The organism is Streptomyces sp. NBRC 110028, from assembly GCF_001417735.1.
Taxonomy (GTDB): Bacteria; Actinomycetota; Actinomycetes; order Streptomycetales; family Streptomycetaceae; genus Streptomyces.
In genome coordinates, this window is record NZ_BBUZ01000023.1 from 343,576 (window position 1) to 369,828 (window position 26,253).

Annotated in this window: 23 protein-coding genes and 1 pseudogene; 7 read left to right on the top strand and 17 right to left on the bottom strand. The window is 69.1% G+C overall.

Annotation, left to right across the window (positions count from 1 at the left end):
- Positions 1 to 1,675 (bottom strand): annotated as a pseudogene (locus ASC60_RS06625) (SWIM zinc finger domain-containing protein).
- 75 nt (positions 1,676 to 1,750) lie between these two features.
- Complete coding sequence (locus ASC60_RS06630; protein WP_055547770.1) at positions 1,751 to 3,184, bottom strand: DUF234 domain-containing protein; 1,434 nt, start codon at positions 3,182 to 3,184, stop codon at positions 1,751 to 1,753.
- A 77-nt stretch (positions 3,185 to 3,261) separates the two neighbouring features.
- On the opposite strand from ASC60_RS06630, the gene ASC60_RS42645 reads away from it, so the two are divergent.
- A complete protein-coding gene (locus ASC60_RS42645) occupies positions 3,262 to 3,618 on the top strand; it encodes a hypothetical protein (RefSeq protein ID WP_234356826.1) in 357 nt (118 codons plus the stop codon).
- Positions 3,619 to 3,786: 168 nt separating this feature from the next.
- Here the strand turns inward: ASC60_RS42645 and ASC60_RS42650 are convergent, their stop codons facing one another.
- Positions 3,787 to 4,785 (bottom strand): helix-turn-helix domain-containing protein, encoded by a 999-nt coding sequence (locus ASC60_RS42650; protein ID WP_159043212.1) that lies wholly within the window; start codon positions 4,783 to 4,785, stop codon positions 3,787 to 3,789.
- 294 nt (positions 4,786 to 5,079) lie between these two features.
- Here ASC60_RS42650 and ASC60_RS06640 point away from each other — a divergent pair, with 294 nt between their 5' ends.
- Positions 5,080 to 6,129, top strand: coding sequence for a methyltransferase (locus ASC60_RS06640; RefSeq protein WP_055547773.1), 1,050 nt, complete (start codon positions 5,080 to 5,082; stop codon positions 6,127 to 6,129).
- Between the two features lie 95 nt (positions 6,130 to 6,224).
- On the opposite strand, the gene ASC60_RS06645 is transcribed toward ASC60_RS06640, so the two are convergent.
- The 3 genes from ASC60_RS06645 to ASC60_RS06650 are packed head-to-tail and all read right to left on the bottom strand — an operon-like array spanning position 6,225 to position 9,080.
- Positions 6,225 to 6,515: a hypothetical protein gene (locus tag ASC60_RS06645; protein WP_055547775.1), complete on the bottom strand. Its 291-nt coding sequence runs from the start codon at positions 6,513 to 6,515 to the stop codon at positions 6,225 to 6,227.
- A gap of 1 nt (position 6,516) precedes the next feature.
- Positions 6,517 to 6,681 carry a hypothetical protein gene (locus tag ASC60_RS42065; protein WP_199830884.1) on the bottom strand — a complete coding sequence of 55 codons (165 nt, stop codon included), beginning with the start codon at positions 6,679 to 6,681 and terminating at the stop codon, positions 6,517 to 6,519.
- 20 nt (positions 6,682 to 6,701) lie between these two features.
- Positions 6,702 to 9,080 carry an MMPL family transporter gene (locus ASC60_RS06650; protein WP_055547777.1) on the bottom strand — a complete coding sequence of 793 codons (2,379 nt, stop codon included), beginning with the start codon at positions 9,078 to 9,080 and terminating at the stop codon, positions 6,702 to 6,704.
- 163 nt (positions 9,081 to 9,243) lie between these two features.
- Here ASC60_RS06650 and ASC60_RS06655 point away from each other — a divergent pair, with 163 nt between their 5' ends.
- Positions 9,244 to 9,813, top strand: a complete 570-nt coding sequence (locus tag ASC60_RS06655; protein WP_055547779.1) for a TetR/AcrR family transcriptional regulator — start codon at positions 9,244 to 9,246, stop codon at positions 9,811 to 9,813.
- Positions 9,814 to 10,032: 219 nt separating this feature from the next.
- Here ASC60_RS06655 and ASC60_RS06660 read toward each other — a convergent pair whose 3' ends face one another.
- From ASC60_RS06660 to ASC60_RS06680, 5 genes are all read right to left on the bottom strand, one after another.
- Positions 10,033 to 10,926: a ThiF family adenylyltransferase gene (locus ASC60_RS06660; RefSeq protein WP_055547781.1), complete on the bottom strand. Its 894-nt coding sequence runs from the start codon at positions 10,924 to 10,926 to the stop codon at positions 10,033 to 10,035.
- A complete protein-coding gene (locus tag ASC60_RS06665) occupies positions 10,926 to 11,939 on the bottom strand; it encodes a hypothetical protein (protein WP_055547783.1) in 1,014 nt (337 codons plus the stop codon). Before ASC60_RS06665 ends, ASC60_RS06660 begins: the two co-directional genes overlap by 1 nt.
- A 1-nt stretch (position 11,940) precedes the next feature.
- Entirely contained in the window at positions 11,941 to 13,155 is a 1,215-nt protein-coding gene (locus ASC60_RS06670) for an acyl-CoA dehydrogenase family protein (protein WP_055547785.1), read from the bottom strand.
- A gap of 71 nt (positions 13,156 to 13,226) precedes the next feature.
- Positions 13,227 to 13,616 carry a hypothetical protein gene (locus ASC60_RS06675; protein ID WP_159043213.1) on the bottom strand — a complete coding sequence of 130 codons (390 nt, stop codon included), beginning with the start codon at positions 13,614 to 13,616 and terminating at the stop codon, positions 13,227 to 13,229.
- A gap of 814 nt (positions 13,617 to 14,430) precedes the next feature.
- Positions 14,431 to 15,324 (bottom strand): DUF72 domain-containing protein, encoded by an 894-nt coding sequence (locus ASC60_RS06680; RefSeq protein ID WP_055547789.1) that lies wholly within the window; start codon positions 15,322 to 15,324, stop codon positions 14,431 to 14,433.
- Positions 15,325 to 15,549: 225 nt separating this feature from the next.
- Between ASC60_RS06680 and ASC60_RS06685 the strand changes: the two genes are divergently transcribed.
- Both ASC60_RS06685 and ASC60_RS06690 read left to right on the top strand, forming a co-directional pair.
- Positions 15,550 to 16,350 (top strand): hypothetical protein, encoded by an 801-nt coding sequence (locus ASC60_RS06685; RefSeq protein WP_159043214.1) that lies wholly within the window; start codon positions 15,550 to 15,552, stop codon positions 16,348 to 16,350.
- A gap of 253 nt (positions 16,351 to 16,603) precedes the next feature.
- Positions 16,604 to 17,458, top strand: coding sequence for a hypothetical protein (locus ASC60_RS06690; protein ID WP_055547793.1), 855 nt, complete (start codon positions 16,604 to 16,606; stop codon positions 17,456 to 17,458).
- A 107-nt stretch (positions 17,459 to 17,565) separates the two neighbouring features.
- Here ASC60_RS06690 and ASC60_RS06695 read toward each other — a convergent pair whose 3' ends face one another.
- A complete protein-coding gene (locus ASC60_RS06695) occupies positions 17,566 to 19,239 on the bottom strand; it encodes an SWIM zinc finger domain-containing protein (RefSeq protein ID WP_055547795.1) in 1,674 nt (557 codons plus the stop codon).
- Between the two features lie 334 nt (positions 19,240 to 19,573).
- Here ASC60_RS06695 and ASC60_RS06700 point away from each other — a divergent pair, with 334 nt between their 5' ends.
- Entirely contained in the window at positions 19,574 to 20,491 is a 918-nt protein-coding gene (locus ASC60_RS06700; RefSeq protein ID WP_063787080.1) for an endonuclease/exonuclease/phosphatase family protein, read from the top strand.
- Positions 20,492 to 20,694: 203 nt separating this feature from the next.
- On the opposite strand, the gene ASC60_RS06705 is transcribed toward ASC60_RS06700, so the two are convergent.
- The 3 genes from ASC60_RS06705 to ASC60_RS06715 are packed head-to-tail and all read right to left on the bottom strand — an operon-like array spanning position 20,695 to position 22,110.
- Positions 20,695 to 21,171, bottom strand: coding sequence for a hypothetical protein (locus tag ASC60_RS06705; protein ID WP_055547799.1), 477 nt, complete (start codon positions 21,169 to 21,171; stop codon positions 20,695 to 20,697).
- Between the two features lie 58 nt (positions 21,172 to 21,229).
- Positions 21,230 to 21,610, bottom strand: coding sequence for a DUF427 domain-containing protein (locus ASC60_RS06710; protein ID WP_055547801.1), 381 nt, complete (start codon positions 21,608 to 21,610; stop codon positions 21,230 to 21,232).
- Between the two features lie 35 nt (positions 21,611 to 21,645).
- A complete protein-coding gene (locus ASC60_RS06715) occupies positions 21,646 to 22,110 on the bottom strand; it encodes a MarR family winged helix-turn-helix transcriptional regulator (protein WP_234356863.1) in 465 nt (154 codons plus the stop codon).
- A gap of 140 nt (positions 22,111 to 22,250) precedes the next feature.
- On the opposite strand from ASC60_RS06715, the gene ASC60_RS06720 reads away from it, so the two are divergent.
- A complete protein-coding gene (locus ASC60_RS06720) occupies positions 22,251 to 24,578 on the top strand; it encodes an MFS transporter (protein WP_055547804.1) in 2,328 nt (775 codons plus the stop codon).
- Positions 24,579 to 24,686: 108 nt separating this feature from the next.
- Here the strand turns inward: ASC60_RS06720 and ASC60_RS06725 are convergent, their stop codons facing one another.
- On the bottom strand, positions 24,687 to 24,917 hold the full coding sequence (locus ASC60_RS06725; RefSeq protein WP_055547806.1) for a hypothetical protein: 231 nt from the start codon (positions 24,915 to 24,917) through the stop codon (positions 24,687 to 24,689).
- A gap of 52 nt (positions 24,918 to 24,969) precedes the next feature.
- Positions 24,970 to 26,187 (bottom strand): MFS transporter, encoded by a 1,218-nt coding sequence (locus ASC60_RS06730; RefSeq protein ID WP_079038228.1) that lies wholly within the window; start codon positions 26,185 to 26,187, stop codon positions 24,970 to 24,972.
- Between the last annotated feature and the right edge of the window lie 66 nt (positions 26,188 to 26,253).

A 26,253-nucleotide genomic window follows, 5' to 3' on the forward strand; every position in this document is an offset into this window, starting at 1 on the left:
TCACAGACCGTGCTGGTCGAGGAGCAGTATCAGGTTGCGTTTGCGCTTCTGGGCGGTGCGCAGGGCAGTGGCGTACGCGGTGAACTCCTCCGGTGTTCCGAGGCAGCGGTGGCAGTCGCGGATGCTCAGCAGCAGACTGACGAGTTCCTCGTACACCGCGTTGCCGGTCTGCTTGGTCAGCGGATCGATCAGGCGCAGGTAGACGCCGAGCGCGTCGGCGGGGCGGGTGGGGCGGGCCTGGTCGGCGAGCGTGAGCCACTGCCGGTCGTCGGCGTCGGTCTCGGTGGCAGCCTCCCAGGCGGCGTCGACGTCCTTGTCATCGAGCAGCGCATCGATCAAGAGGGGGCCGCCGTACCGGCCCTGTTGGCGCCGCCCCGCATCGGCGCGTAGCAGGGCGAGCGCCCCCTCACGCTCGGCCTGCCAGCAGTCCGCAGCCCGGGCAGCGGCTCGCAGTTGCTGGTACGCGAGCAGGGTGCGGCGGGCGCCGAAGTGGTCGCGGCGCAGGACAACAGCATCGGGGAGCCGGTCCGCCTGCGCGTAGCGTTCACAGAGGTAGTCGACAAGGGCCGTGTCGACGGCGGCGAGGTCGCGGGCGTCCTGGATGCCGCGTTCCGCCCAGCGCAGAGCCTCGTCCGGGCGCCGGGCGGTGCCCAGCTCTTGGGCGATGACCAGATGCGTGCGGCCGTTCGGTGACAGGTCGGACGCGTGCACGGCGATCACCGCGTCGACGTCACCTCCCGCCTTGGCCACACGCTCCATCAGGTACTTCTCCGCCCAGCCGCGGCGGTTGCCCTGCCACGCCTCGACCGCCGACTTCCGCAGGACGGTCATTCCCGTGTCGCCGAGGATTTCCTCGTAGTCGAGCGGATCGATGTCCGTGAGGCCGTCGCCCACGTCGCCGAGCGCATGACCGACCAGCCAGCGCGAGCTCCTCGGGATCAGGGCGTGCCGCACGGCAGGCTTCGAGGTGGGCGTCGGCGAGGTCTGTACCGACCTGCCCGAGCCAGCCGTCGGAGTCGTCGACGTTCTCCACCGCGTCGGCGAGCAGCTTCATCGCCTCCCGCGCCAGGCTGATCGCGTCGTCGGCCCGGCCCGAACCGGTGAGCGCGCCGATCGCGGACACCGCCTGCCCGGCCTGGTCGGCGTAGGCGCGGGCGTCGGCGTACTCGACGTACCCATATTGCGCGAACGGTGAGATGTCCAGCAGATCGCGGATACGGGCGCGGACCGCGGCGAGGTCTTCGCGAGCGCTGGCGGCTCGAAGCTGCAGGCGGCGCCGCAACTGCCGGTCCTCGCCGATCTGTTCCCGCATCAGAGCGAGCAACTCATCCTTGGACAGGTCGGACAGCCACCCGTCAAGGTCCTGCGCACGGTCCTGGGCCGCCTTTCGCTGCCGCGGCAGGCTCTCCCGTTGGGCGAGCATGGTCAGGCCGAGGGCGACCAGGTGCTTGCAGAAGTTGCCCTCCATACCGTACGGGCAGTCACACTCGCCGGACAGCCCGCCGGGCCCGTCCAGCGCCAACGCCACCTCGTACCGCTCCGTGCCATGGACACTCGCGGTGACCCAGCTGGCACCGACCTCGACTCCGCACACCGCGTCCAGGTAGCCGAGCCCCCGTTCGAAGGAGCGTGGACCGGCCAACGCCCGCAGAGCCGACTCACTGAACCCTTCCATGGCCTTCCTCCGCGCTCGTGCCGTCCGCTGCCCCGGCAGCCGCTCTCCAGGAGGCTTGCCCGCCGCTCCCCCGGGTTACTGCCACGCGCGGACCATGTCTTCCGGGCCCCAGTGCGCCGCGAGCGGCAGGCCGTCCTCAATGCCGCAGCGGGAGACGGCGACGAGCGGGGTGTCCGGTTCGGCGCCGGGCACCGCGAGCATGTCCCGGGCCAGAGAGTCGTACTCGCGTCGGCCAAAGGGCTGGGACTCCAGCCACTTGATGGAGCCGATGAAGTGCACCGCGCTCGCCACCGGTTCGCGGTCGGCACCGATCAGGTCGATCTCGGGGTTGTTCTGCCGGTTCCACCAGCCGCCGACCGCTTCCGTGTGGGGCCATCTGTCATCGGGGAGCAGGCGCAGCAGCGACTCACGGATGACCGGCTCGACCGCACGTCCTCGCCAGGTAGTCCACGAGCGCTCGATGCGCTCCAAGGCGAGATCTCCGCGGCCGCGTTCGATGAGCGGGATTCCCCGTTGCAGGAAGGCCAGCCAGAAGCGGAGGTAGGGGTCAGCAATGCGGTAGCGCTTGTTCTTGGTGTCGGCCTTGGCCGATAGCGGCAAGTCGGTGGCGAGGACGCGCTTGGCCTGCAGGGTCTGCAGCAACGGGGACAGCGTCCCCGAGGGCAGCGCGCCAGCGCCGCCGGCCTGCGCGGCGATGGTGGAGAAGGTCCGCTCGCCACTGCCGACCGCCTCCAGCACCGCCCGCGCGTGCGAAGCCTCGGGGAACTCCCCCAGCAGCGACAGTTCGCCCGCTACCAGCAGCGGGGACAGCGGGCTGGCCACGGCCTCGCGTAGGAAGTCCGTACGCCCCATCCCAGGCCGCCACGACTGGACGATCTCGGGGAAGCCCCCGGTGATCAGTAGGGCGTCCACGGCGTCCGCCGCGTCCAGGCCCGTCATCACCTGCACGTCGGCCAGGTGCAGCGGCCGTACGGTCATCTTCGCGGCCCGGCCGAAGAACGGACGGCCGTAGGACTGCAGCGCCTCCATCACTGACATATCGCTGCCCACCAGGATCAGCAGGACCGGCTTGGCAGACAGGTGGCGGTCCCAGACCGTCTGCAGCGCCCCTTCGAATTCCTGGTCCTGCTCCACCAGCCACGGCACTTCGTCGATCACCGCGATACTCGGGGCATCGTCCGGGATGGCGACGGCCAGAGAACGCAGCGCCTGGTTCCAGTCCGCAGCGTGCAGTCCGGCCACCAGTTCCGCACCGGGCAGCGGGGACTGCGCAAGCGCCGCTGAGAAGTCCGCTCGTTCGGCGACGGCGTTACGGCCCCGGGTCGCCTGGAAGACCACGTACGGAACCCCGGACCGGTCACAGAACTCCTGGACCAGACGAGACTTCCCCACCCGACGCCGCCCCGTCATGATCACAGCCTGGCCCCGGGTGGCTCCCGCGCCCCCGGTCACGAGACCCAGTTGCCTGGTCAGCAGGTCGAGGTCAGCAACCCTGCCCTTGAACTCCATCCCCGCTCCGCCTCTCCAGTCAAACATAGTTTCGATCTTACGTAGATTGAATCTTACTTAGATGCTAGCCCCCTTCTTTGAGCACCGCAGGCGACACGTCTTCCCCCTCGGGTCGCCAGAGCCAGAATGGCTATGTCCTCGGAAAGCTCCGGAACCTCACGGCATCGACCAGGCGATCAGGGAGCGAGCATCCGTCATGGTTTGGCCGACAGGCCCCTGCCTTTTTTGAGACGTTGCGTCAGTTCAACAAGATCCTGGGGAAGAACTTCGTCACGAAGTACGGGACCAAGCAGGGAATCATCGTTCTCGGCCGAGTGGCACCGTTCGGTATAGGCGCTGTGATCGGCGGGGGCGCCAACGCCGCCGTCGCCGCTCTTGCGGTGAAGGCCGGTCGTCGCGCGTTCGGCCCGCCCCCTACGTCGTGGCCGGGCTGACGCGCGGCACGCCGCCAACCACCGAGCACTCGCACGGCTGACCTTCGGTGCGCCCCAGGGCATCGAGCGCCCCGCCTCCGCCATCGGAGTCGACGGCACTGCGGCGTGCTGGGGGCGCCCACTTACCGCGCCCCCGCCCGATGGAACGGCCCATCGCGATCGGCCCAGTCATCGCCGGGCCCGGCCGGTCGAGTGGGCGTATTCGGTGGGGGTCTGGCCGTACTGCTTCTTGAAGGCACGGATGAAATGGCTGCTGTCGGTGAAGCGCCACTGTGCGGCGAGTTCCGAGACGTTCGGCCGGCCGCCCGGGGCCGCCAACGCGAGCCGGGCTTGTTCCAGCCGCCTGCGGCGGATGTACGCGGCCACTGACTCCTCGGTCCGGGCGAACGCCCGGTGCAGCGTCCGTACGGAGACGTTCAGTTCGCGGGCCAGGGCCGCGGGGGAGAGATCAGGATCGGTGAGGCGGCTGTCCGCGATGTCCATGGCCGCTTGGGCCAGCGCGGGGGCCAGCAGGGGCTCACGGTCGTCGAACGCTTGCATGAGCACCCCCTTGACCAGTTCGATCAGAGAGTTGCGAGCGGCTCGGACACCGGCAGCGGAGAGGTCGTTCAGCGTCGCGTCGACGATTTTGGTGTACGCCATGAGCAGACGCAGTTCGGGCGAGTCGGCCGAACCGACGATCGCCCGGTCACGGATCAGCGGCCTGAGCTGCGACGCCGGCAGGATCAGCACTTTCGCCGTCGTGCGCGGTTGCATCTCGAACCGCACCGGAGGGCCGTTGTGCCGCACGATGAACTGCCCGCCCGGTACGGAGGCGTCGCCCTGGCCGCGCGGACCGATGAAGCGCCACTCGCCACGCCCCATCACATGCACCAGGACCCGGTCGTCGAGGCGGTGGGAGGCACCCCGGGTGCCGCCCGCCATCGACTCGCCGTAGAGTCCCGCGACCACCGTGTCGTGCACCTTGGACGCGCGGACCCTGACCCGGAAATCACCCGAGCCGAGCGGCTCCATGGGCGGCAGCGGCAGCGTCTCCCCGATCTGCGCCTCCCATCCGCGCCGGAAGACCTCGAAACCGTCCCGCGCGGTGCGCGGAGCCGTGACGTCCACGAAGAAGTTCCTCGCCGGCCCGCCGAGCCGCGGTGCGGTGTCTCCCGTGTCGCTCATGGTCATACGGCACGCATCTTCCTGGCACGGATATGCCATCAGAGTAGCGCGATGGTACAAGCGCGCACCGTGATGATCTGCCTAGGCTGAGGGGCGCGGACGATACCGAAAGCGCGGAGGACGATGCCGAAAGCGCGGAAGCCGGGGCGCGCCTCTCCCGAAACGGACAGACGGCGTCCCGGGTCCAACGCCGTGCCGCTCATGGAGCCGTCACGTCGCCGGGCGTGTGAAATTCCACGGGCTCGCTTTCATGCTTTCCGCTCCCCTGGTGAATCCTGAAAGGTTTTTACTGCCATGTCTGACACGAATGGTGGCACCGACGTCGCGTCGAGTGACCCCGCAGCCGATGCCGCGGCCGTCTTCGACCTGCTGATCGGCTTGGTTCGCGCCCAGGTCCTGAGGGGTGTGGCGGCGCTGCACATCGCCGATCACCTCTCCGACGGAGCCTTGACGGCCGGGGAAGTGGCCGAGCGTGAGGGAAGTCATCCGCAGGCCACGTACCGACTGATGCGCGCCGCCTCGTCGTTGGGCCTGCTCAGCCACGAGGGGGAGCAGCGTTTCGCTCTCACCGGCCGGGGCCGGCTGCTGCGTTCGGATGTGCCCGGCTCCCTGCGCTCCTTGGTACTGGCCCAGACCGGCTCGGCGCACTGGCGGTCCTGGGGCCACTTCCCCGAGGCCGTGCGGCAAGGGGAGAGCCAGACCAAGCAGGCGCTGGGGATGGACGTCTTCGAGTATTTCGGGCAGCCGGAGAACGCCGAGGAGGCGGCTCTCTTCGCTCAGGCGATGGGCGACATGTCCAGCCTGGTGACGCAGGGCGCCGTGGCCGCGGTCTCCACCGCCGGTGTGTCCACCGTTGTCGACGTCGGCGGTTCGAACGGTGATTTCGTCCTGGCGCTGATGGAGGCGAACCCCCAGCTCAACGGGCAGGTCCTCGATCTGGCTCACGTCGTCGACGGCGCACGCGCCGAGGCCGAGAAGCGTGGTCTGTCCGACCGGTTCTCCACGGTGGCGGGCGACTTCTTCGTGGAGGTTCCCCCGGCGGACCTCCACCTGCTGAAGACGATCCTGCACGACTGGGACGACGCCCAGTGCACGACCATCCTGCGGCATTGCAGGGACGCCGTGAACGAGGGGGGACGCGCGCTGGTCGTCGAGATGGTCATCGGCGAGATCGGTCAGCCCGACGCGGCCGCCCTGTCCGACATGGCCATGCTGACCATGACGAACGGCATGGAACGCGACCTGGACGCGTTCGACGCCCTCTTCTCGGCCTCGGGGTGGCGCCGGTCGAAGACGTACCCCGTGGGCGGCGGGTACTTCGGCATGGAGCTCGTCGCCATCTGACGCCCCCACGCGCGGATACTCTCGCCGGTGGCCCGTGACGGGCCACCGGCGAGCCGCGTGTCGCGCCCCCGTACGTCGCGGGGTCTTCGCGCGGGTCAATGACTCCAGGAGACCATTCCGTCCGCGGCGACCAAGGCGGCCAGGACGGCGAGATCGGTGACGCCGAGTGCCATGCCGAACCAGGCTCGTCCTCGCCGTGACGTGCCGCGGCACAGGGCCAAGGTGGCCAGCACCATGGCGATGGGGCCGAGGAAGATGTTCGCCACCAGGAGACCCGGGAGGCCGAGCATGAAGGACGCGACAGCCATGTCGTCGGCGTCCCGGACACCGGTTTTCTTCGTGGTCGTACCTGTCGGGCCGGGCTTTACCGGGACGGTCGACCGCATGTCAGGAATCTCCTTCGCCACGTCCGGAGAGGCGTTCTCGCACCGTGAAGACGACCAGCCAGGCGATGATCAGTGAGCCGGCGACCAGGCTGACGGTGACCGGGATATGGGCGACGGCGCCCACGAAGACCCCGAAGAAGAGCAGCGCGAAGACAATCGGCACCATGGTCTGCCTCGTTCCACTTCTCACCGCATGGCGGTTTCTCGTTCGGGCTGCGGGTCGGCGCTCGGGGCCGCCGGTTCCTGGGGCCGGGGGGCCGGGCGGCGTCCGGGGAGCCACCAGTTCCAGCGGCCCATGAGACGCATGGACGCCGGCACGAGCAGGAGTCGCACGAGGGTGGCGTCGAGGATGATGGCGACGGCCATGCCGAACCCGAGTTGCTGGATGGGGACGATGCCGGCGAATCCGAAGGCCCCGAAGACGGCGACCATCAGCAGTGCGGCGCCTGAGATCAGGGGGGCGGTGCGGGTGAGACCGCGGGCCACGGACTCCGTGTTGTCCCCGGTCGCCAGGTATTCTTCGCGGACCCGGTCGAGGAGGAAGACCTCGTAGTCGGTACTGAGGCTGAACAGCAGCGCCAGCAACAGCACGGGGACGAAGTTCTGCAGGTAGTTGGTCTGCTCGAAGTTCAGCAGGTCGGTACCCATGCCGCGCTGGAAGACGAGTACGAGGACACCGTAGGTCGCGGCGATCGACAGCAGGTTCATGGCGATGGCCTTCAGCGGCAGCAGGAGCGACCGGAAGGTCAGCAGGAGTACGACGTACACCGCGGCCAGCATCACCATGATGACGATGGGCAGGCCATCCTGGATGACGTCGTTGGCGTCGAGGCCTTCGGCCGTTTCGCCGCCGATCACGGCGTCCAGTGAAGCGGGGAGCTTGTCCGCCTCGTCCTGGACGCGGTGCAGCAGACTCCGCGCGGCATCACTGGATGCCTTGGTGTCCGGGACGACCTCGAAGACGACGGTCCGGTTGTCGCCGGCGACGTAGTGGCGGATCGTGTCGTGGGCGTCGTCGGGCAGCCGGTTCATGACGGGGTCGGCGAGGGCCGTGAAGGGGGCCTTGGGGCTGACCGCCTTCAGCGCGGGCAGGGCCGAGTCGACGCGGTCGACATGCGGCAGCTCCTCCAGGCGGTTGCTGAACCCGGTCAGCTCCTGGGCCTGCGCCGATGTCTCCAGGGGGCTCTTGGAGGTGATGACCACCTGGAGGGGCGAGGTGGTGCCCACCCCGAACGCGTCCTGTACGTGGTCGTAGCCGACCCGGACCTGTGAGGTGCCCGGGAGGATACGGGCGTCGGGGGAGAACGTGCGCAGCTGCGCGGCCGGCGCGGCCAGTGCGAGCAGCGCGATGCTCGTCGCACCGAGGAAGAGCACCGGGCGTGCCATGACCTTCAGGGCGATGCGGTACCAGCGGCTGGACTCCTCGCCTGCCACCGCGCTCGCCGCGCCCGCGTCCGCGTCCGGCCGGCGGCGGGGAAGGCGTATGCGGCCGGCGTTGATCCGGTTTCCCAGGATGTGCAGCAGGACCGGGAGGAAGACGACCGCCGTCAGCACGGAGAAGGCGACGACCACGGTGGCGCCGAGGGCGAGGGAGAAGATGACGTTGAGATCGATGAGGAACAGCGTGCACATCGCGAGGACGATGGTCACGCCGGAGGCGATGACGGTGTGCCCGGAGGTGCGCAGGGTGGCGGCGACGGCGGTTTCGACGCTCTGCCCCTTGGCGAGTTGCTCCTTGAACCGGGTGATCATGAAGAGGGAGTAGTCCACTCCGACGCCCAGCCCCAGCATGGTGGCCGCGTTCTCCACGAACACCGACAGTTCGTAGTGCTGGGAGATCGGTGCCAGCAGGCCGAGCGTGAAGACGATGGCGGAAACGCCCACCGCGAGCGAGACCAGGGCCGCGGCGACGCTGCGGAAGAGGAGCAGCAGGATCACGATGATCAGGGGCATCGTGATCAGCTCTGCCTTGGTCAGGCCCTCCTGGCTGAGGGTGTTGACCTCGCCCCAGAAGGAGGAGGGGCTCACCAGGGAGACCTCAAGTCCCTTGGCCTCGAAGCGGTCCGTCAGGTCCTCCTGGACCTTGGGGAGTTCGCGGCGGGCGGCGCCGTCGTCGAGGTCGAGGGCCAGCGAGTCGGTGACGGTCCGGTGGTCGTCGCCGGCGTACGGGGACCTGTTCTCGGCATCGAGCGTGGTCCATCCGCTGACGTCCGTGACCTTCAGCGTCTTGTCCCCCTGGACGTAGCGGGTGACGTCCAGGGCCCGTTCCTCGAATCGGGGGCTGTCGGTCTTGTGTGCCTTGTCGTGAATGACAAGGGTGACCGTGGTCTTGCCCCGCCCCTTGAATCCGTGTTCGAGCTGGCGGGCGGCCTTGTCCGAGTCGGACCCGGACACGTACCAGCCTCCCCCGCTCAGCGAGTCGGCGATCGACGAGGCGCCGAGTCCGCTGACGGCCAGGGCCACCAGCCACAGCGCCAGCAGCGGCCAGCGCGCCTTGCCGATCGCCCGGGAGATTCGGGCCGCGAACCCGCCGGTGAGCGGCGGAGGTGAGGTGTGCGGAGTCATATGAGGCCTTACGGTGGAGGATCTGAGGAGAACGCTGGATAATGACTGACCCCGAGTCTTTGACCGACCCCGAGTCGGCGACTCTCGGTCGGTTAGTATTCTTGGAGGTCATATGGGAGTCAAGTCTCGGCGCGCCGAGTACGCAGCACTGACACGTGCCGCCTTGCTCGACGCGGCCGCGGAGTTCTTCGCCGAGAAGGGTTTCGACGTCACGTCCATCGACGAGATCGCCACCGAGGCGCGTGTGAGCAAGGGGGCCGTCTACCACCACTTCGCCGACAAACGGGCCATTTTCGACGAGGTCTTCCAAGTGAGCCAGGCGGAGGTTCTGGCGCACGTCAGAAAGGCGATCACCACGGCGAGCGGCGACGAGGACGACCGGCAGCCGTGGCTGGTCGCCGTGACCGCCGTACAGGACTTCCTGGACAGCTACGTCACCGACGCGCGCAAGCGGTCGCTGCTGCGGCAGTCCGCCAGCGTGCTCGGCGTGCGCCGTTGCCGGGAGATCGACGACGAACTGGCGCTTCCCCTGGTGCTGGGGCTCCTGGAGGAGCTGCGGGCCCGTGGAGAACTCAAGGATGTGTCGATCAAGATGGCGGGCACAGTGATCTTCGGGACGCTGTGCGAGGCGGCGACCACGCTGGCCCTTGCCGACGACCACGAAAAGGCCGGCCGTGAGGCATCCCAGGTCGTCAGCCACATGCTGTCCGGCCTGCTCAAGAATGCCTCTTGACGGCACGAAGGGATGCCGGCGGGAAAGCGGCGCGCACAACGGCGGGCCCGTAACCCCAGCGACTCAGGGTTACGGGCCCGCGATGACGGGAATCGGCCGACGTTCCCGGCCGTGCTGATCACACGGAACGGGAGTTGCCCTGCTCCGGCGACGCGGCGGCGGGTCCGCGGATCGGGTCCACCGGGTCCATCGGGTCCATCGGGTCCGGAGACCGGACGGTCAGCCGCGCGCCGCCCTGGCGAGCGAGACGAGTTCGCGCAGACCGCCGAGCAGGGTGAAGGGCCACCGCGCCGCCGCGCTCCACCGCCCCGCGGCGCGGCGCGTGGCCCGGTGCACATCCACCACGACGTGGCGGCGCACGGGTTCCCCGGCGAGGATCTCGGCTGACATCCGGGCGCTGAGCGCGCCGAACTGCAGCGAGGCGTAGACGAGTTGCGGAACGCTGTAGTCCGTCTCGCCCAGGTGTGCGCGGGCGTTGTCCAGCATTTCCACCGGGATGAAGCGCACCGGGATCGCCTTGAACAGCAAGGACCACACCATGGCCTGGTCGACCATGGCCGAGGTGATCTTCCCGTCGAACGGGCGTGCGTGGGGCTTTCGGTAGTCGTAGAACCGGATGTACTGGGTGCCGGCCATGTCGTATCCGGTCAGCACCGGCCGCCCCGCGCGCGCCGCGGCCTCGTGGAGGCGGTACTTCGCCTGCCACCCTGACCGTTCGGTGACATCGACGCCATCGATGACCACGGCGCACCGGCCGACCAGATCCTGGGCGTTGTCCTCGGTGACACCGTCCGTCACCACCTCCACGCGGGCGTGCGGGTTGATCTCCGTCACCCGCCTGGCCGCGACCTCGGCCTTGTGCCGGCCGATGTCGGTGTACGCCGCGTGCTGACGGTTGAGGTTGTTCAGCTCGAACTCGCCGACATCGACCAGGATGAAGTCCTGGACACCGAGGCGGGTGAGGGGTTCCACCGCCGCGCCCCCGGTGGAACCGCAGCCGGCGATCAGAATCCGCGCCCGGGACAGTTCGTCCTGCGCCCGGTCGGATATGAAACCGCGGTTGCGTTCCGTGAACTCCTGGTAGAACTCCCGCAGCATGATGTCTTCCGCCATCAGGCAGCCACCTCTACAGGGATCTCCACGTGTTTGACCGTCCCGGACAGCTCCGCCATGAGCCCCCGCAGAGCGCGGATCGGCGAGGCATCGGCGACGGCCTGTTCCAGGAGCTTGCCGCGCTTCGCGATTTCGTCGAGCTCCGGGGTCCACGCGCAGAAGGGGAGGACCTTCTCGCGCGCGATGTACATGGGGTGCATGAGGTCCCGCCGGCTCAGTGCCGGCGTGGTGCCTGTCAGCAGATGCACATCGAGTCCGAGGAGCACGAGGTGGCGCAGGGCCACATGCTCTTCCACATCGCCGACCAGCAGCTTGATCGAGCCGCCTGACGCGTGGACGGCCATGGTGATCCCGGCCAGCAGTTCCAGGGTGATCCGCAGACGCTGCGCCCGATCGGTGACGTCGTGCGCCTGTACGAAACGCTTCACCTCCCTGATCTCGTGCGTGTTCAGCGCCGCCGCGTCGGGCAGCACGGTCTGCAGGCGCATCGCGTGCGCCTCCTCGCAGGGGAACAGACGGCGGTCCGGGGCGAGCAGTGGGCGCGGCTCGGGGTCCTTGCCGTGGGCGAGCGCCACATATCCGAGGATCCGGCCGCTGTCCGCGTCCGTGGTGATGACGTGGGTGTCGGCGTCGTGGAACTCCCGGATCGGCTCACAGAACAGTGACTGCTCGAAGACCACGTCCTCGCTCGCGTACCCCGCCCGCAGGTATCCCGACAGGCGGAACCCGGCCAGCCCCAGAAGGTACCGTTCGGGAATCGACGCGGTGTGCGCCGCGATGGTGACAAGCCCCCGCCCATGAGCGGACCGGTGTAAGAGCGCGTCGTTCTTCTCCAGCTCCGCGGCCATGCGGTGGTAGCTGAGCCGACTGTGCATGCGGAGGATGTCCTGGATGTAGCGGCGCCTCACCTCGTCGGTCAGAAGAGCCGACGCGTGTCCCTCGGGGAGTTCGAGCGGGACACTCCGCGGGCCGGGCACGGAGGCGGATCCAGCCGTGACCCGATGCTCGTTCATATCAGAAGTCTTCTTCCTCATACAGGGCCTCGGTGATAGCCAGCGCGAGGACCTCTGGGGTGCCCTCGTAGATACGGGCGCCGAAGGACTCACGCACGAGCTTCTCCATCCCGTACTCGCGCAGGTAACCACGGGCGCCCATCAGCGACATGGCCTCCTGGGTCACCTCGATGGCGGTGCGGTCGGCGAAGAGCTTCGCCGTGGCCGGCGCGAACACCGGCGCCGGAATCTCGGTGTCGGCGGCCTGAGCCGCCTGGAGGTACATCAGCCGGGACGCCTCGATCTTGGAGGCCATCTCGGCGAGCTTGCGGGCAGAGAACTGATGCTTGTACAGGGGGATGCCGCCCTGGACGCGGTCGGCGCACCACTGCTTGGCGATGTCGAAGGCGCCACGGGCGATGCCGGTGGAGAGGGCGGCAACGGTGGCGCGGGCCATGTTCATCTGCTGGATGTTGATGAGCATGCCGTTGCCCTCGCCCCCGACGACATTCTCCGCGGGCACGCGGACATTGTCGAAGATCAGCTCGCTTCCGAGGCAGGCGCGGTAGCCCATCTTGTCGGCGACCGGACCGCGGGTGACGCCGGGAGAGTCGAGCGGGACGATGAACGCGGTGAGTCCGGTGGCGCCGGGGTGTCCTTCGATGTTGGCGTAGATGGAGCCGAACTCCGCCACCTTGGCATTGGTGATGAACCGCTTGCGGCCGCTGAGGAGGTAGCTGTCACCGTCCTTCCGGGCCCGCATGACGTCCCGGGCGTGCTCGGCGTTCTCCGGTATGAGCAGATCGCACCCCGCCTCGTCCTCGGTGATGCCGTTGCAGGCCAGGACCGGCTCGTCGCCGGAGAACAGCGGCAGGAAGCGGGACTGGAGATTGGTGTCCGCGGACAGCAGGACGGGCGCCTGCCCCAGGAGCGTGGCGCCGAAGATCAGTGCGGTGCCGGCGCAGGCCGCGGCGATCTCCTCGAGCGCCACGGCAACGCCGAGGACACCGAGGCCAAGGCCCCCGTACTCCTTGGGGACCACGAGACGCAGCAAACCGGCCTCGTGCCCCTTGCGGACCAGCTCCCAGTCGAAGTCCTCCGCCGCGGCGCGGTCGTTGTCCGCGACGCGGGGACGGACCTCCTTCTCGACGAAATCCCGTACGTGCTGACGGAGTTCCTGGATCTGGAGCGGTTCGGTGAGGAAGTCGACAGGCTCAAGGCCGGCGGTGTTGTTCATGACTCTACGGTGCTCTTTCGTGTTGCCTGGCAGGGGGTTTTCAAGATCACGTACGGGGCTCCCCGCACGGGTCAGACGGGCAGACCTTCCGATGCGGCGATGTCGGGATACTGGTCGAACGCGGGCTGCAGCAGCGGGACGAACTCGAGCACCTTGGACACGCTGCCCTTGATACGGACCTTTCCGGTGGCGAGGGCCACAGGCATCAGCAGCTTCCCCAGCCACAGGCTGTGTGCCGTGTCGCAGCTCATCTTGATGCGGATATTGGCGGGCTGCGAGGGAGCGCCGTCCTGCACCGCGTCCGGCGTGACGGAGAGTTCGATATCCGGTTTCGTCTGGATGAGGTGCAGCGTGATACCGGCGTCACGCATCCGCTGGGTGAATGTTTCGTCCTTCAGCAGAAGGCCGAAGAGGTCCGTGAAAATGCGGCGTGCTTGATCACTGGATTCAAACACAGGCATGACAGTCTCCTCGTATCGAGATGATGGAATGACGCCCGTGACCGGGCACGCGCGGGAGTGGGCAGGAAGGTGAAAGGGCGGCGCAGGCCCCTCTTGCTCTGGAACCCGCGGGCAGAACGCGCACAGCGGCCGCCGCGTACAACATTTTTCCGTTTCCCCGATTCCCACTTTCTCCGCACCGAGCCCTCCGACTCCCGCGAGGGAGGGGGAGGTCCCCGGGCGGCGACCACCGGTATACCGCATCCGGTCACATACTCATATTCGGTCGCCGACGCTCGGTCAGTGCGATTGGACCATGGCACCAAGGCCCCGCCGCGTCAAGTTACTTGCTGGTCACACGCCTGAAGCTCAACAGTCGCTCAGATACCGGGCGCAGGAGCGAAGACGTCGACCCGCCCCCGTCGTCACTCCTGGCACGCAAGACGTACCGGAAGGCCATCAGGTTTCAATTGGGCGCGCACTGAACGCATTTGACGGCAACGGCAGGCGTGCCGACCCCCTCGCACCGGGACCGGGAGCGGAAACCGGAAAGCGCTTTCCCCCTTGATACCGACCGAGATGGCCGGCTCCAAGCCGGTCGGATACCACACCGCCGAAAGGCGTTCCCGCGCGCCCGTGAGCCGCGACATGTAGTGAAACCTCTAGTTCGCGGCTGTAGTAAGATCCCTAATCCAAGCCCCGGTCCCGGCGAGGGCATCCGGGTCGGCGACCGCCGCACCGCACGCGTTTTGAGATGCGCTTCGGCGAGATATGCGCGGCCGGACGCCTCCGAAGGCCACGGGGTCATCAAGACCGGACGCCTGAATCCGTGAGTTCACCCCGGCCCCTTACGGGCACCGAGCAGATGGCGCGTCGACTCCGCGGCGCGGACCGCCGCGTCCCCACAACAGTTGTTGAACAGGACGTGAACTTCGTCGGCATGGCCGGCCATGCCGCGCAGGCGCGGAGCCCATTCCTCCAGTTCCCCGGGCGCGTAGGTGTGACGGAAGCGCTCCTCCTTGGTGCCGGTGCCCCAGGCATTGTTGCGGCCGTGGAAGCGGACTACCGCCAGGTGGGGTGAGGTGACGGGGGTGACCGGGGGGATCGAGGTGGGGAGGGTCTGGACCACGTCCACGGCTACGGCGGACATGCCCCAGCCCCTGAGCATCGCCTCGGTCTCGGCTCGCTCGCCGTCCTGCCACCAGCCGGGGTGGCGGAACTCCACGGCGACCGGCCACCCGGCCGTACGGCGTGCGCATTGGGCCAGGAACGCCTTCGACCGTGCGTCGCCGGGGGCGAACCAGGGCGGGAACTGGAAGAGGAGGGTGCCGAGGCGCCCAGCCTTCTTCAGCGGTTCGAGCGCTCCGGTGAAGCGTTGCCACACCTCGTCCAGCAGCGCCGGGTCGATGGCCCGGTGCCCTGCCCGGCAGCCACCGGACAGGGCGGGACGCAGGTCGGCGGGCAGGGCGTTCGGGGTCGTCGGGTGGCCGGTGAGCAGGGAGAACGCCTTGACGTCGAAGCGGAAACCGTCCGGGGTGCGCTCGGCCCACAGGGCGCTGTTGCGGGTGCTGGGCAGCGCGTAGTACGTGGCGTCGACCTCGACCACGGGGAACTGGGCGGCGTAATACCGCAGTCTGCCCTCGGCATCGCGCTGCCCCGGCGGGTACCAGCCGCTGGACAGCAGCGCGCGATCCGTCCATGAACAGGTGCCGACCAGAATCTCACCCATGCCCTGCCGACTACCCCAGGTCGGGGTCGACGGCACCGCCGGGTCCGAACCTCACGCGTCGCGTACGTTTCGACCGCGACCACGAAGTCCCGCTGGGCTTCCCACCGACCGGGAACGCTGGCGCCGTACCGTGACACATGGTCAAGGGCTGACAGTGGCGTTGAAGGACACACGTGCGGCGCCGCACACCTTCCGGGAGGACCTGTGTTTCCGCCTACCGTCATTGTGGGTCTGCACGGAACCCTCAAGCGCGATGCGTGGTTCGACCAGGTCGTGGAGCAGGACGACGAACGTTCCGTTGAGGAGGATCTTCTCGGGCTCGCGATTGATCGGGCTGGTTCCTACGGCTGGCAGTCCCTGACGAGCCGGCTTCACGAGGGTGGAAAGGTCATCGCCCGCCATGAGCCCACTTCCTGGGCCCAGGAGGAGGTCGGCGGCGACTGGACGCAGGATGGCAGGGTCCATCAGCTGGCCTGGCTGCGGGCTGGAGTCCTTACCGATCCTCCGCGCCTCGGCCTGCCCGTCCGGCCGATCGCTTTGGTGTTGGCCGAGACGCTGGCTCGCGTGGGCACGGTGACGTTCACCGGCCTGCACGCCCTGCTGCCGCTGCGGGCGGCCGAACGCAACACGGCTTTCCACCAGACCGAGTTGGCACCGTGGTTCGGCCTGGCCGATCCGGATGCCCGGTACGAGGTGGTGGTCACCGTCTCCTGCCACCCCCAGGAGGGCGGGGCGGGCGAGCGGGATGTGATGGCCATCTGTGAAGCGGTGCGGGAGATGGCGCAGGGGGCGGTGGATGTCTCCGTCTCCGTGGCGGGAGGCGATCTGCCGGGGTTGGATCTCGATCTCGACCGTGTGCCGCACACCGAGGGGATGCGTGAGGTGATGCGGTTGAGCTGCCGTACGCGGGAGTGGTCACCGGACATCGCGGTGTGGCTGGTGGAGATGGTCGCTGACGGTTCGCGTGGGGCGGGGCGGTCCGTGCCGGCCGTGGTGACGGTCTCGTTGGCATCTGCCCCGACCTAGGGGCAAGGGCGCGTTTCGCACTGGCTCCGTCGGGCCGGCTGCGGCATTGGGAGCGCGCCCATATCCCCTTCACTCCCTCACGAACGACGGAGGAAGATCACGCATTCCTGTGCAGCGACGTCAACTTCTCCTGAGCCGCCGCCCGTCGCGCCCCGCCGGAGCCATCGCCTCCGGCGGGGTTCGACGATTCGGCGGTCTCGTCCGGCGTATCCGGGGAACTAGGTATCCCCAGTCGTTGAGAGGAGTTGGAGACATGACTCACTTGGCCGGCGGGATACGGGCGGGCGCGATCGGTGCCGTGGGGCTCCTCGCGTGCGGCGTGCTGACCGCGTGTGGGAGCGACGGCGACTCCGGGGGCAAGGACCGGAAGACCTCGTCGGCGGCGGCGAGCGGCGGTGGAAGCGGCAACGGCGGCACGACCGCCGTCCGCACCGCGTACCGCAAGACCGCCGAGGAGGAAACGGCGCGGATGACCCTCCGGACGGAGACGTCGGCCGCCGGGAAGTCGGCGGTCGCGCGGGGTGAGGGGGCCATCGACCTCGAGGACGGCGACAGCACCATGACCATCAGCGCCGGTGGTCAGAAGGTCGAGCAGCGCGTCGTCGACAAGGTGGTCTACCAGAAGCTTCCCCCCAAGCAGCGCGCGCAGGTGCCCGGTGACAAGCCGTGGATCAAGATCGATCTGAAGAAGGCGGCCGCCGAGCAGAACAGCGGCAGCAGCAACCAGATCAACGACCCCGCGCAGTCCGCGTCGTACGCCAAGGGCATCACCGACCGGAACACCGAGAAGGTCGGCACGGGCACGGTCGACGGTGTGAAGACCACCCGCTACCGGGTCACCGTCGACATCGACAAGCTCTCCGGCGCCGCCGCGTTGAAGCGCCAGGTCGGCCCCACCGTCCCGATGGACGTCTGGCTGGACGACCAGGGCCGCATCCGCCGCCAGCAGATCACCATGAACATCAAGCCCACCGATCAGCCGAAGGGGACGGCCGCCCCGAAGAAGCTGACGGTGCGCACGCTGATCGAGTTCTCCGACTTCGGCACCGAGGTCGACCCCAAGGCCCCGCCGGCGGGGCGGACCACCGACATGACGGGCAAACGGTGAGCGAGCATCCTCCTTGAAAATGGCCTTTTCCGCCGCACAGGGCGGCGGGCGCGTCACCTCATCGAGATCTCAACCGGGGTGCTCCTCGAAAACGCAGGCCGAGCAGATCACAGTCCCCGGTGGTCCAGGATGCGCATCAGGTTGCGCTTACGCTTCTGCTCCGTGCGGAGCCGGGCGACGTACGCGGTGAAGTCGTGCGGCGTGCCGAGTTCTTCGTGGCAGGCACGGGCCTTGGTCAGCAAGTCGGCGATCCGGGCGTAGGTGCCGTTGCCGGTGTGCCGGCAGCACGATTCGATCTGCCGCGTGTAGACCGCGAGCGCCTCGGCGGGCCGTGTGGTCGCCGAGGCGTCCGCGAGCCGCAGCAACTGGTCAGCGGTGGCCAGACCGGGTGCGGCCGCCCACGCGGCGTCGAAGTCGGCGTCATCGGTCAGCGCGTCGATGAGGACCGCGCCGCCCCACTGGCGTTTCCGGTTCCCCTCGGCGTCCACGCGGAGCTGCTCGAGTGCGGGCGGCCGCTCGGTGTCCCAGAGTCCGACCGCTCGGGCGGCGGTGCGCAGCGCACGGTAGGTGTGCAGGGACCGGTCCGACTGGAAGTGGTCGCGGCGGACGGTGAGGGCGTCGGCGGGGCGGCCATCGCGCGCGTAATGTGCTGCGAGGTGGTCGACGAGGCCGCGATGGGGACGTTCGTCCTCGGCCGCGGCATGGCGCAACCCGCGTTCGGCCCACTCCAGGGCCTCGTCAGGACGCCCTGCCGCGTCGAGTTCCTCGGCGATCGTCAGGTGGGTGTATCCGTTGGCCTCGAGCGAGGCAGCACGGACAGCGATCAGCTCGTCCAGGTTGCCCACGGCCCGCGCCAGGGACTCCAGGAGGGACCGTTCCGCCGAGCCGGACGGATTGCGGCGGTGGGCCTCCGCTGCCAGGGCGCGCAGCGCGGCCAGACCTTGGACGCCCAGGACCTCACGGTAGTCGGCCGGTTCGACCTCGAGGTATTCTCCGCCGTCGCCGAGGCAGTGGTCGATCAGCCACTGGGCGGTCTCGTCCGGGTCGGGCGGTGCGGCGAAGCAGGCGGCCAGGTGTGCCCGCTCCAGGTCCTCGGCGGCTTCGGCGATGCTTCCGTCGGAGTCGTCCGCCGTCTCGTACACACCCACCACCCGGCGGATGCCCTCCCGGGCCACGGCCACCGCGACGGCGCCGTGCCCGTCCGCCGCGAGGTCGCGGATCGCCTGTGCCGCGCGGGTGACCTGGGCGGCGTAGCCAGGGGCGTCCTCGTAGGCGATGTATCCGTACTGGGTGAAATCGGCCGGGTCGAGCAGGGCGGTGATGTCGGCGCGGACCGCGCTGGTGTCACCGCCCGCCGCCGCCACCCGCAGCGCCAGCTTGTTCTTGAAGTCCGCGTCCTCGGCGAGCCGTTCCCTCACCAGCCTCAGCAACTCGTCCCGGCCGAGTCCGTCGAGCCAGGTGTCCAGCGCGGCATCGCGCATGACCGCTTCCTCGCGCAGTGCGGGCAATCGGTCGGCTTCGCGCAGCGCGGTGAGGGCGACGGCGACGCAGTGCTTGCAGAAGTGGCCGTCCTCGCCGTACGGGCAGGTGCAAGCGGCTCGCAGGCCGTCTTCGTCTTCCAAGGCGACGCTGTAGCGCTCCGTGCCCTGCACGCGCGCGCTGATGCGCCGCGAGTCGACGTGCAACGGGCCTACCGCGTCCACATAACCGAGGCCGCGCTCGTAGGACCGGGGGCCGGCGAGCCGGCGCACGTCCGACTCCGTGTAACGGGCAGCGCTCATAGGCCAATCCAATCGCACACAGCCGACTCCGGTCCGCCTTCTACCTCCGTACGCCCCTGGGCGATAGGCTGCCAGTCCGCTCCATGCTCTGGCGAATGCCGGTCAGGCTTTGCCCAACGCCTCGCGCACGTCATGTGTGAACGACTGCCATGACGCGAGCTGCTTGACAGGCCCTTCGCGAGTTGAACTCCCCAAGCTCAACGTCGCTTGAGCCGCCTCAACCGACCCACAAGATGCGACAATGGCTCGGCGCCTGATACCCGCGAGCCAAATCAAGTTGAGGGTACCCTCTGCATCTCCTGCAAGAGAATTATTTCAGCCAAGGAGCGTTTGCATGGAATATTCACATCCTTCCCCCCGCCGTATCAGCCGGAGAGCTTTATTAGCAGCGGCTATCGTCGCACCCCTCGTCAGCACAGCCCTGATCACCCCGACCGCATCGGGCGCCGAAGCGGACTCGCCGGTGTTGCAGATCATGACGTACAACCTCGAGGGTCGGGGCACCGCCGGACCAAGCTGGAAGCACCGCAGGCCGGTCGAGCGTGCGATGTTGCGGCAGGCGCAGCCACACATCATCGACACGCAAGAAGGCGACCACAGGCAGGTGAAGCAGGTCGCTGTTGACCTCGGCGAGAACTACGGATGGATCGGCAAGGGACAAAACGGCGGCCACAAGGGGATTATCAACGCGATCTTCTTCGACAAGCGCCGCCTGAAGGTCCTCGGGCACAACACGTTCTGGCTCTCAGCCACACCCACCAAGGTCGGCTCGAACACGTGGGGCGCCAAGCACATCCGCACCGCCACCTGGATCCACTTCCAGGACAAACAAGACAGCGGCCGCGACTTCTACGTCCTCAACACCCACTTCGACAACGGAAAGGGACAGCACTCCGACGACGTACGTCTCAAGAGTGCCAACCTCGTAGGAAAGTGGATTTCCCGCCTCCCCGCCTCCAAACCAGTTTTGGTGTCCGGCGACTTCAACTCCGCCGCGGAGAAGACTCAGGTCTACACCCGGCTGCTCAACCGCAGCGGACTCGTCGACACCTGGAAAACCGCCACTACACGCGCCAATGAGTACGGCACGCACACGGGACACAAGGCACCCAAACCGAACGGCGGCCGTATCGACTGGATCCTCTCCGATCCAAAGGTCACGACCGATCACACGGAGACCAACATCTTCTCCAAGGACGGCCTGACCCCCAGCGATCACCTACCCGTGCAGGCATGGGTCCGCCTGCGATAAGCGGGGCCGGCCGTTACGGGAGGAGGACCCGCCGGGCGGGGATCCCGGCAGTGCTCGCCTGCGGCTCCAGCGGCACTACCTCGCCGGTGGGGGTGACGTAGGACAGGCACAGCTCGGGGCGGCGGTTTTTCGCAGGTTCACGACGTGGAATGCATGCCGGGATCCCCGAGCGGGGATCGGCGCTGAAGTGGCGACGACCGCGCTCACCCGCGGGAGGGAGTGGTCAGAGGGCACGGCAGGTCCGGGGCCCAGGCGTTGGGGTCGCACGTCACCACGGCCAGGGAGAGGAAGGACGTGCGGCCTACGTAGAAGCCCAGGGAGACGTCGCCGCCTTGGGTCAGACGGTCCGCGGCGGTGGCTACCAGGTGGGACAGGCGGGCGGTGTCGGCTTCCTGGCGGGAGAGGAAGCCCGGCGCGTGTTCGGTGAGCTGTTGGCCCAGCCAGGTGGCGGCGTCCTTGGGTTCGTGGAAGGTGGCGCGGATGAGGGCGGGGGTTTTGAGGAGCCAGTACGCCGTCTCCATGGGGGGCAGCTCCGAGCGGCGGAAGGTGTCGAGGAGGGCGCGGTAGTGCTCCTCGTCCTCCGGGGTGGCCGGGGGCAGGGGGCGGTCGGGGAGGCGGCGCCGGATCTCGTGGTCGAACAGCTCCTTCTCGCCCAGCCAGGAGTACGCGTGGAGGTGCACGCGTCAGCCGTTCCCCCTGGGGGTGAGGGGGAAGGCCACTGATGGGGTGATGACCTGCCTAGGAGACCTCGACCTTGGCGGTCGTGTCGTAGAAGCAGAGGTGGTTCTTGATCTCGGCCACGGCGTCGAGCGGCTGCGGGTACGCCCAGACCACGTCCGGGCGCGGTTCGGCGCCGCTGTCCGGGCCGATGTACGTCCAGTACGCCGCCTCGCCCTTGAACGGGCAGGTGGTGCGGGTGTCGGTGGGCTCGAACAGGGTCAGGTCCACGTCCTCCGGCGGGAGGTAGTAGCGCACCGGCAGGCCGGTCTCGTGGAGCAGCAGCGGGCGGTCCGTCTCGGCGACGACCTGGCCGTCGATGGTGACCTTGACGTGCTGCGCGCCACGCGTCACGTCCACGCGGTGGCCGGTGCCGGAGCCGGTGTGGGGGTGAGTGGGCATGATGGGGGTCCTCCTCGGGTGGGTCCGTGTTCAGTTCAACGCTCACCCTCGGCCGGGGATTCCGTCTCCTCGCGGGGCCAGGGGCGGCCGTCCTGGGCTTCGACCTCACGGTTGAAGCGGGTCAGGGCCTCGCCGAAGCGGGACAGGTCCTCCGGAGTCCAGTCCTCGAGCAGCCGGGCCAGGCTGGTGCGGCGGCGGTCGCGTTCGGCGGTGAGGCATGCGGTGCCCAGGGCGGTGACGCGGAGCTTGCGGGCGAGGCCGCCGTCGGGGTCCGGGATGCGCTCGACCAGGCCGCCGCGGAGCAGGGCGCCGGTCTGGCGGTTGACGGTCGAGACGTCGAGCTGGAACGCGTCGGCGAGCTGGCCGATCGACATCGCGCCCTCCGTGTCCAGGCGGGTGAGGAGGAGGTAGGCCGAGCGGTCCAGGCGGTCGGCGCACGACTCGCCACCGGACGCCTTGCGGTCCCGGGGTGTCAGGACGTGACACCTGGCGACCAGCATCAGCTCGCGTTCCAGCCGCTCCAGCACGCTTCCTCCTCGTCGCCCCTGCTCCATGCAACTGAAGTGTGCACGATACACATCATGTGTAGGATGCACATCTCCTGCTCATCCCCGTTGTACCGCTTGGAGGCCGCATCCGCATGGCCCAGTCAGCCCCAGCCCGCGTCGAGGAGCCCTTGAGCGCCGCGCCGCCCGGCAACTCGCTCCCGCAGCGCGAGGTCGGTGGCGGTTTCGTGGCGGTGCTCGCGTTCTGCGGCATCGCCGTTTCGGTGATGCAGACGCTGGTCGTCCCGCTCGTGAGCGAGCTGCCGCAGCTGCTGCACACCACCAGCTCGAACGCGTCCTGGGTGGTCACCGCGACCCTGCTCGCGGGGGCCGTCTCGACTCCCGTCATGGGGCGGCTCGGGGACATGTTCGGCAAGCGCCGGATGCTGATGATCGCGCTGACGCTGCTCGTCGTCGGCTCGCTGACCTGCGCCGTCACCTCCGACCTGGTGGTGATGGTGGTCGGCCGGGCCATCCAGGGCGGGGCGATGGGCGCCATTCCGCTGGGCATCAGCATCATGCGGGACGAGCTGCCGCCGCAGAAGCTGGGCTCGGCGATGGCCCTGATGAGCTCCTCGCTCGGCATCGGCGGTGCGCTGGGGCTGCCGGCCGCCGCGTTCGTCGCGCAGCACACCAGCTGGCACGTGCTGTTCTACGGGGCCGCCGGGCTGGGCGCGATATCGATCGCGCTGGTGCTCGCCGTCGTCCCGGAGTCCGCCGTACGCACCCCCAGCCGCTTCGACCTGGCCGGCGCGGTCGGGCTGACGGCCGGACTGGTGTGTCTGCTGCTGCCCATCACCAAGGGCGGCGACTGGGGCTGGGCGAGCGGTACGACGCTCGGGCTGTTCGGCGCGGCCGCGGTGATCCTGCTGCTGTGGGGGCTGTTCGAGCTGCGGACCGCCGAACCGCTGGTCGACCTGCGGACCACCGCGCGTCGTCAGGTGCTGCTGACCAACCTCGCCTCGATCATGGTCGGCTTCTCGTTCTACGCGATGTCGCTGATCCTGCCGCAGCTGCTGCAGCTGCCAAAGGCCACCGGCTACGGGCTGGGGCAGTCGATGGTCATGGCGGGGCTGTACTTCGCCCCGATGGGCGTGGCGATGATGCTGGTATCGCCGCTGTCCGCACGCATCAATGCCTCCCGCGGTCCCAAGGTGTCGCTGGTCAGCGGCATCATCGTGATCGGCGCGACGTACGGCGCGGGCCTGGTGATGATCGACCACATCTGGCAGATCGTGGTGCTCTCCACCGCGCTCGGCATCGGCATCGGCATCGCGTACTCGGCCATGCCGACCCTGATCGTCAGCGCCGTCCCCGCCCGTGAGACGGGCGCGGCGAACGGTCTGAACACCCTGATGCGGTCCATCGGCATGTCCACCTCCAGCGCGGTGGTGGGGGTGATCCTGGCCCACCAGACGACGGACTTCGGCGGGGTCCCGCTGCCGAGCAAGGACGGCTTCCAGACGTCGTTCATGGTGGCGTGCGCCGCCTCGGTCGTGGGTCTGCTGATCGCCTTCTGCCTGCCCGCGCGGCGCCGGGTCTCCTCGGGGAGTGTGTCGTCCGCGCCGGCCGCGGGCGTTTCCGTGCCGGAGGAGCGTGTCCCTGAACAACACGTCGCGGAGCACGTCTCGAAGCACGTCGAGGAGGACGTTCCCGCCCTCACCGGCAGCGTCATCCACGGCCGGGTCCTCGGCGCCGACGGCGCCCCGCTGGCCGACGCCGCCGTCACCCTGATCGACACCGGCGGCCGCCAGCTCGGCCGTACCGTCAGCGGGGGCGACGGCGGCTACACCGTGACCGTGCCCGGCAGCGCGAGCGTCGTCCTCATCGGCTCGGCCCCCGGCCACCGGCCACAGGCCGCCACGCTGCTGGTGTCGGACGTCCCCGTCCTGTGCGACCTGCGGCTCGCCGGAGGCGGCGGGCTGACCGGGTCCGTCCGGGCCGAGGGCGGTGGGCCGCTGGCCGGGGCCACCGCCACCGCGACCGGCGCGGACGGCGAGGTGGCGGGTTCGGCGAGGACGGACGAGAAGGGTGAGTTCGCGCTTCCGGAGCTGGCCTCCGGCACGTACGCGCTGACGCTCAGCGCCGAGGGGCACCGGCCGCACGCCACCCAGGTCGAGCTGACCGCCGGTGAGCCGGTGCGGGTCGAGGTGTCGCTGCGGCCCGCGGCCCGGGTCCGGGGCACCGTACGTGACCAGGGCGGAAAGCCGCTGGAGGACGCCCGTGTGGCGCTGCTGGACGCCTCCGGCGATGTCGTCGGGCAGTCCATCACGGGCGCGGACGGGGCCTTCGGCTTCGAGGGGCTGACCGGTGAGCACTACACGGTCGTCGCCAGCGGTTACGCCCCGGCCACCCGGCCGGTCACGGTCGGCGGCGATACCCCGGAGGCCCGGGACGTGGACCTGTTGCTGAGCCACGGCTGAGGAGCGAGCCGACAGGTCCGGCCGGGTCCGGGAACACGGGCCCGGCCGGCCGGGTACAGCGGGCATCGGCACAACGGTCATGGACCCCCGGCGGCGCTGCTCCCGCTCTCATTCCTCGGGCAGGCTCTCCCACGCCTCGCCCTTGCGGAACAGCTCGTATCCCTCCGCGTCCGCGATCGACTCCGCCTCCGCGCGGCTGCGGACGGAGATCTCGTAGGTGTGGCTGTCGACCGTCGCGTGGACACCCTTGCCGTCGGTGATCGTTTCGATCGAGTGCGTCTCGTAGATGACGCGCCCCGGCTCGGCCTTGCTCCAGACCACGTGCATGCTCACTGCCATCGGATCACTCCCGAAGACGAGCCCCCTGGTTTCAGGGTCTCACGGCGCGCGGCTACCGCCTTCCGAAGATCGCCACATGCGCCAGGGCCAGTACCGCGAGCGCTCCGCCGAACCACATCACGCCGACGAGCGCGATCCCGTCCGCCGCCCGGCCGCCGAGGAGCGCGCCGAGCGATATCGCGATGTTGAAGACGCCGACGAACAGCGCCGAGGCGGCCTCCCGCGCGTCCGGCGCCGCGTGCAGCACCCAGGTCTGCGAGGTCACCGACACCCCGCCGTACGCCAGCCCCCACAGCACCAGCAGCGTGACCGCCCCGCCGAGGGTGCCACCCGCTACGGGGACGAGCAGGACCGCGGTGGCCAGCACGGCGAAGATGACCATGAGGGTGCCGCGCGGGGCGCGGTGGGCGGTGGCGCCCGCCAGGAAGTTCCCGGCGATGCCCGCCACGCCGTAGGCCAGCAGCAGGGTGCTGATCAGCCCCGCCCGTACGCCCGAGACGTCCTCCAGCACCGGGCGGACGTAGGTGTACGCGCCGAAGTGGCCGGTGACCAGCAGCAGCATGGTGATCAGCACGACCCGCAGCCGGGGGTTGCGCAACAGCCCCGGCACCTCGCGCAGCCGGATGGTCTCGGTGGCGGGCAGCGGCGGCAGGGTGACGGCGAGGGCCGCGGCGATCGCCAGCGCGAGCGCGCCCATCCCGGCGAACGCGGCGCGCCAGTGGACCAGGTCGCCGATGAACGTCCCGACCGGTACGCCGAGGACGGAGGCGACGGCGATCCCGCTGAAGACCAGCGAGGTGGCGGGGCCCGCGGACTTTTCCGGTACGAGCCGTACGGCGAGCCCCGCGGCCAGGGACCACACCCCGCCGATGCACACCCCGACCAGCACCCGGGCCAGCAGCAGCACGGCGAAGCCGGGCGCGAGGGCGGAGGCCAGGTTGGCCGCCGCGAGGAGCACCATCAGGCCACACAGCACCAGCCGCCGGTCGAGGCGGCCGACGGTGACGGTCAGCAGGGGCGCCGCCACGGCGGCGACCAGGCCGGGCACGGTCATGGCCAGGCCCGCCGTGCCGGGCGAGACGCCCAGCGCGGAGCCGACGGAGGTGAGCAGACCGACGGGGAGCATTTCCGTGGTGACGACGGAGAAGGTGCCGAACGCCACGGCGACGACGGCGAGCCAGGCTCTGAGCGGCGAGTGCGCGGGGGTGGCTGACCCGGATGCGCCTGCCGGAGCGGTGAGTTCCGTGGTAGTGGGCGTGGTATCCGACATGACTCAATTGACTTGCTTCCCCTTCCTGAAGGGAAGGGGAAGCCCTACGGCTTGCGCTGTAGAGAT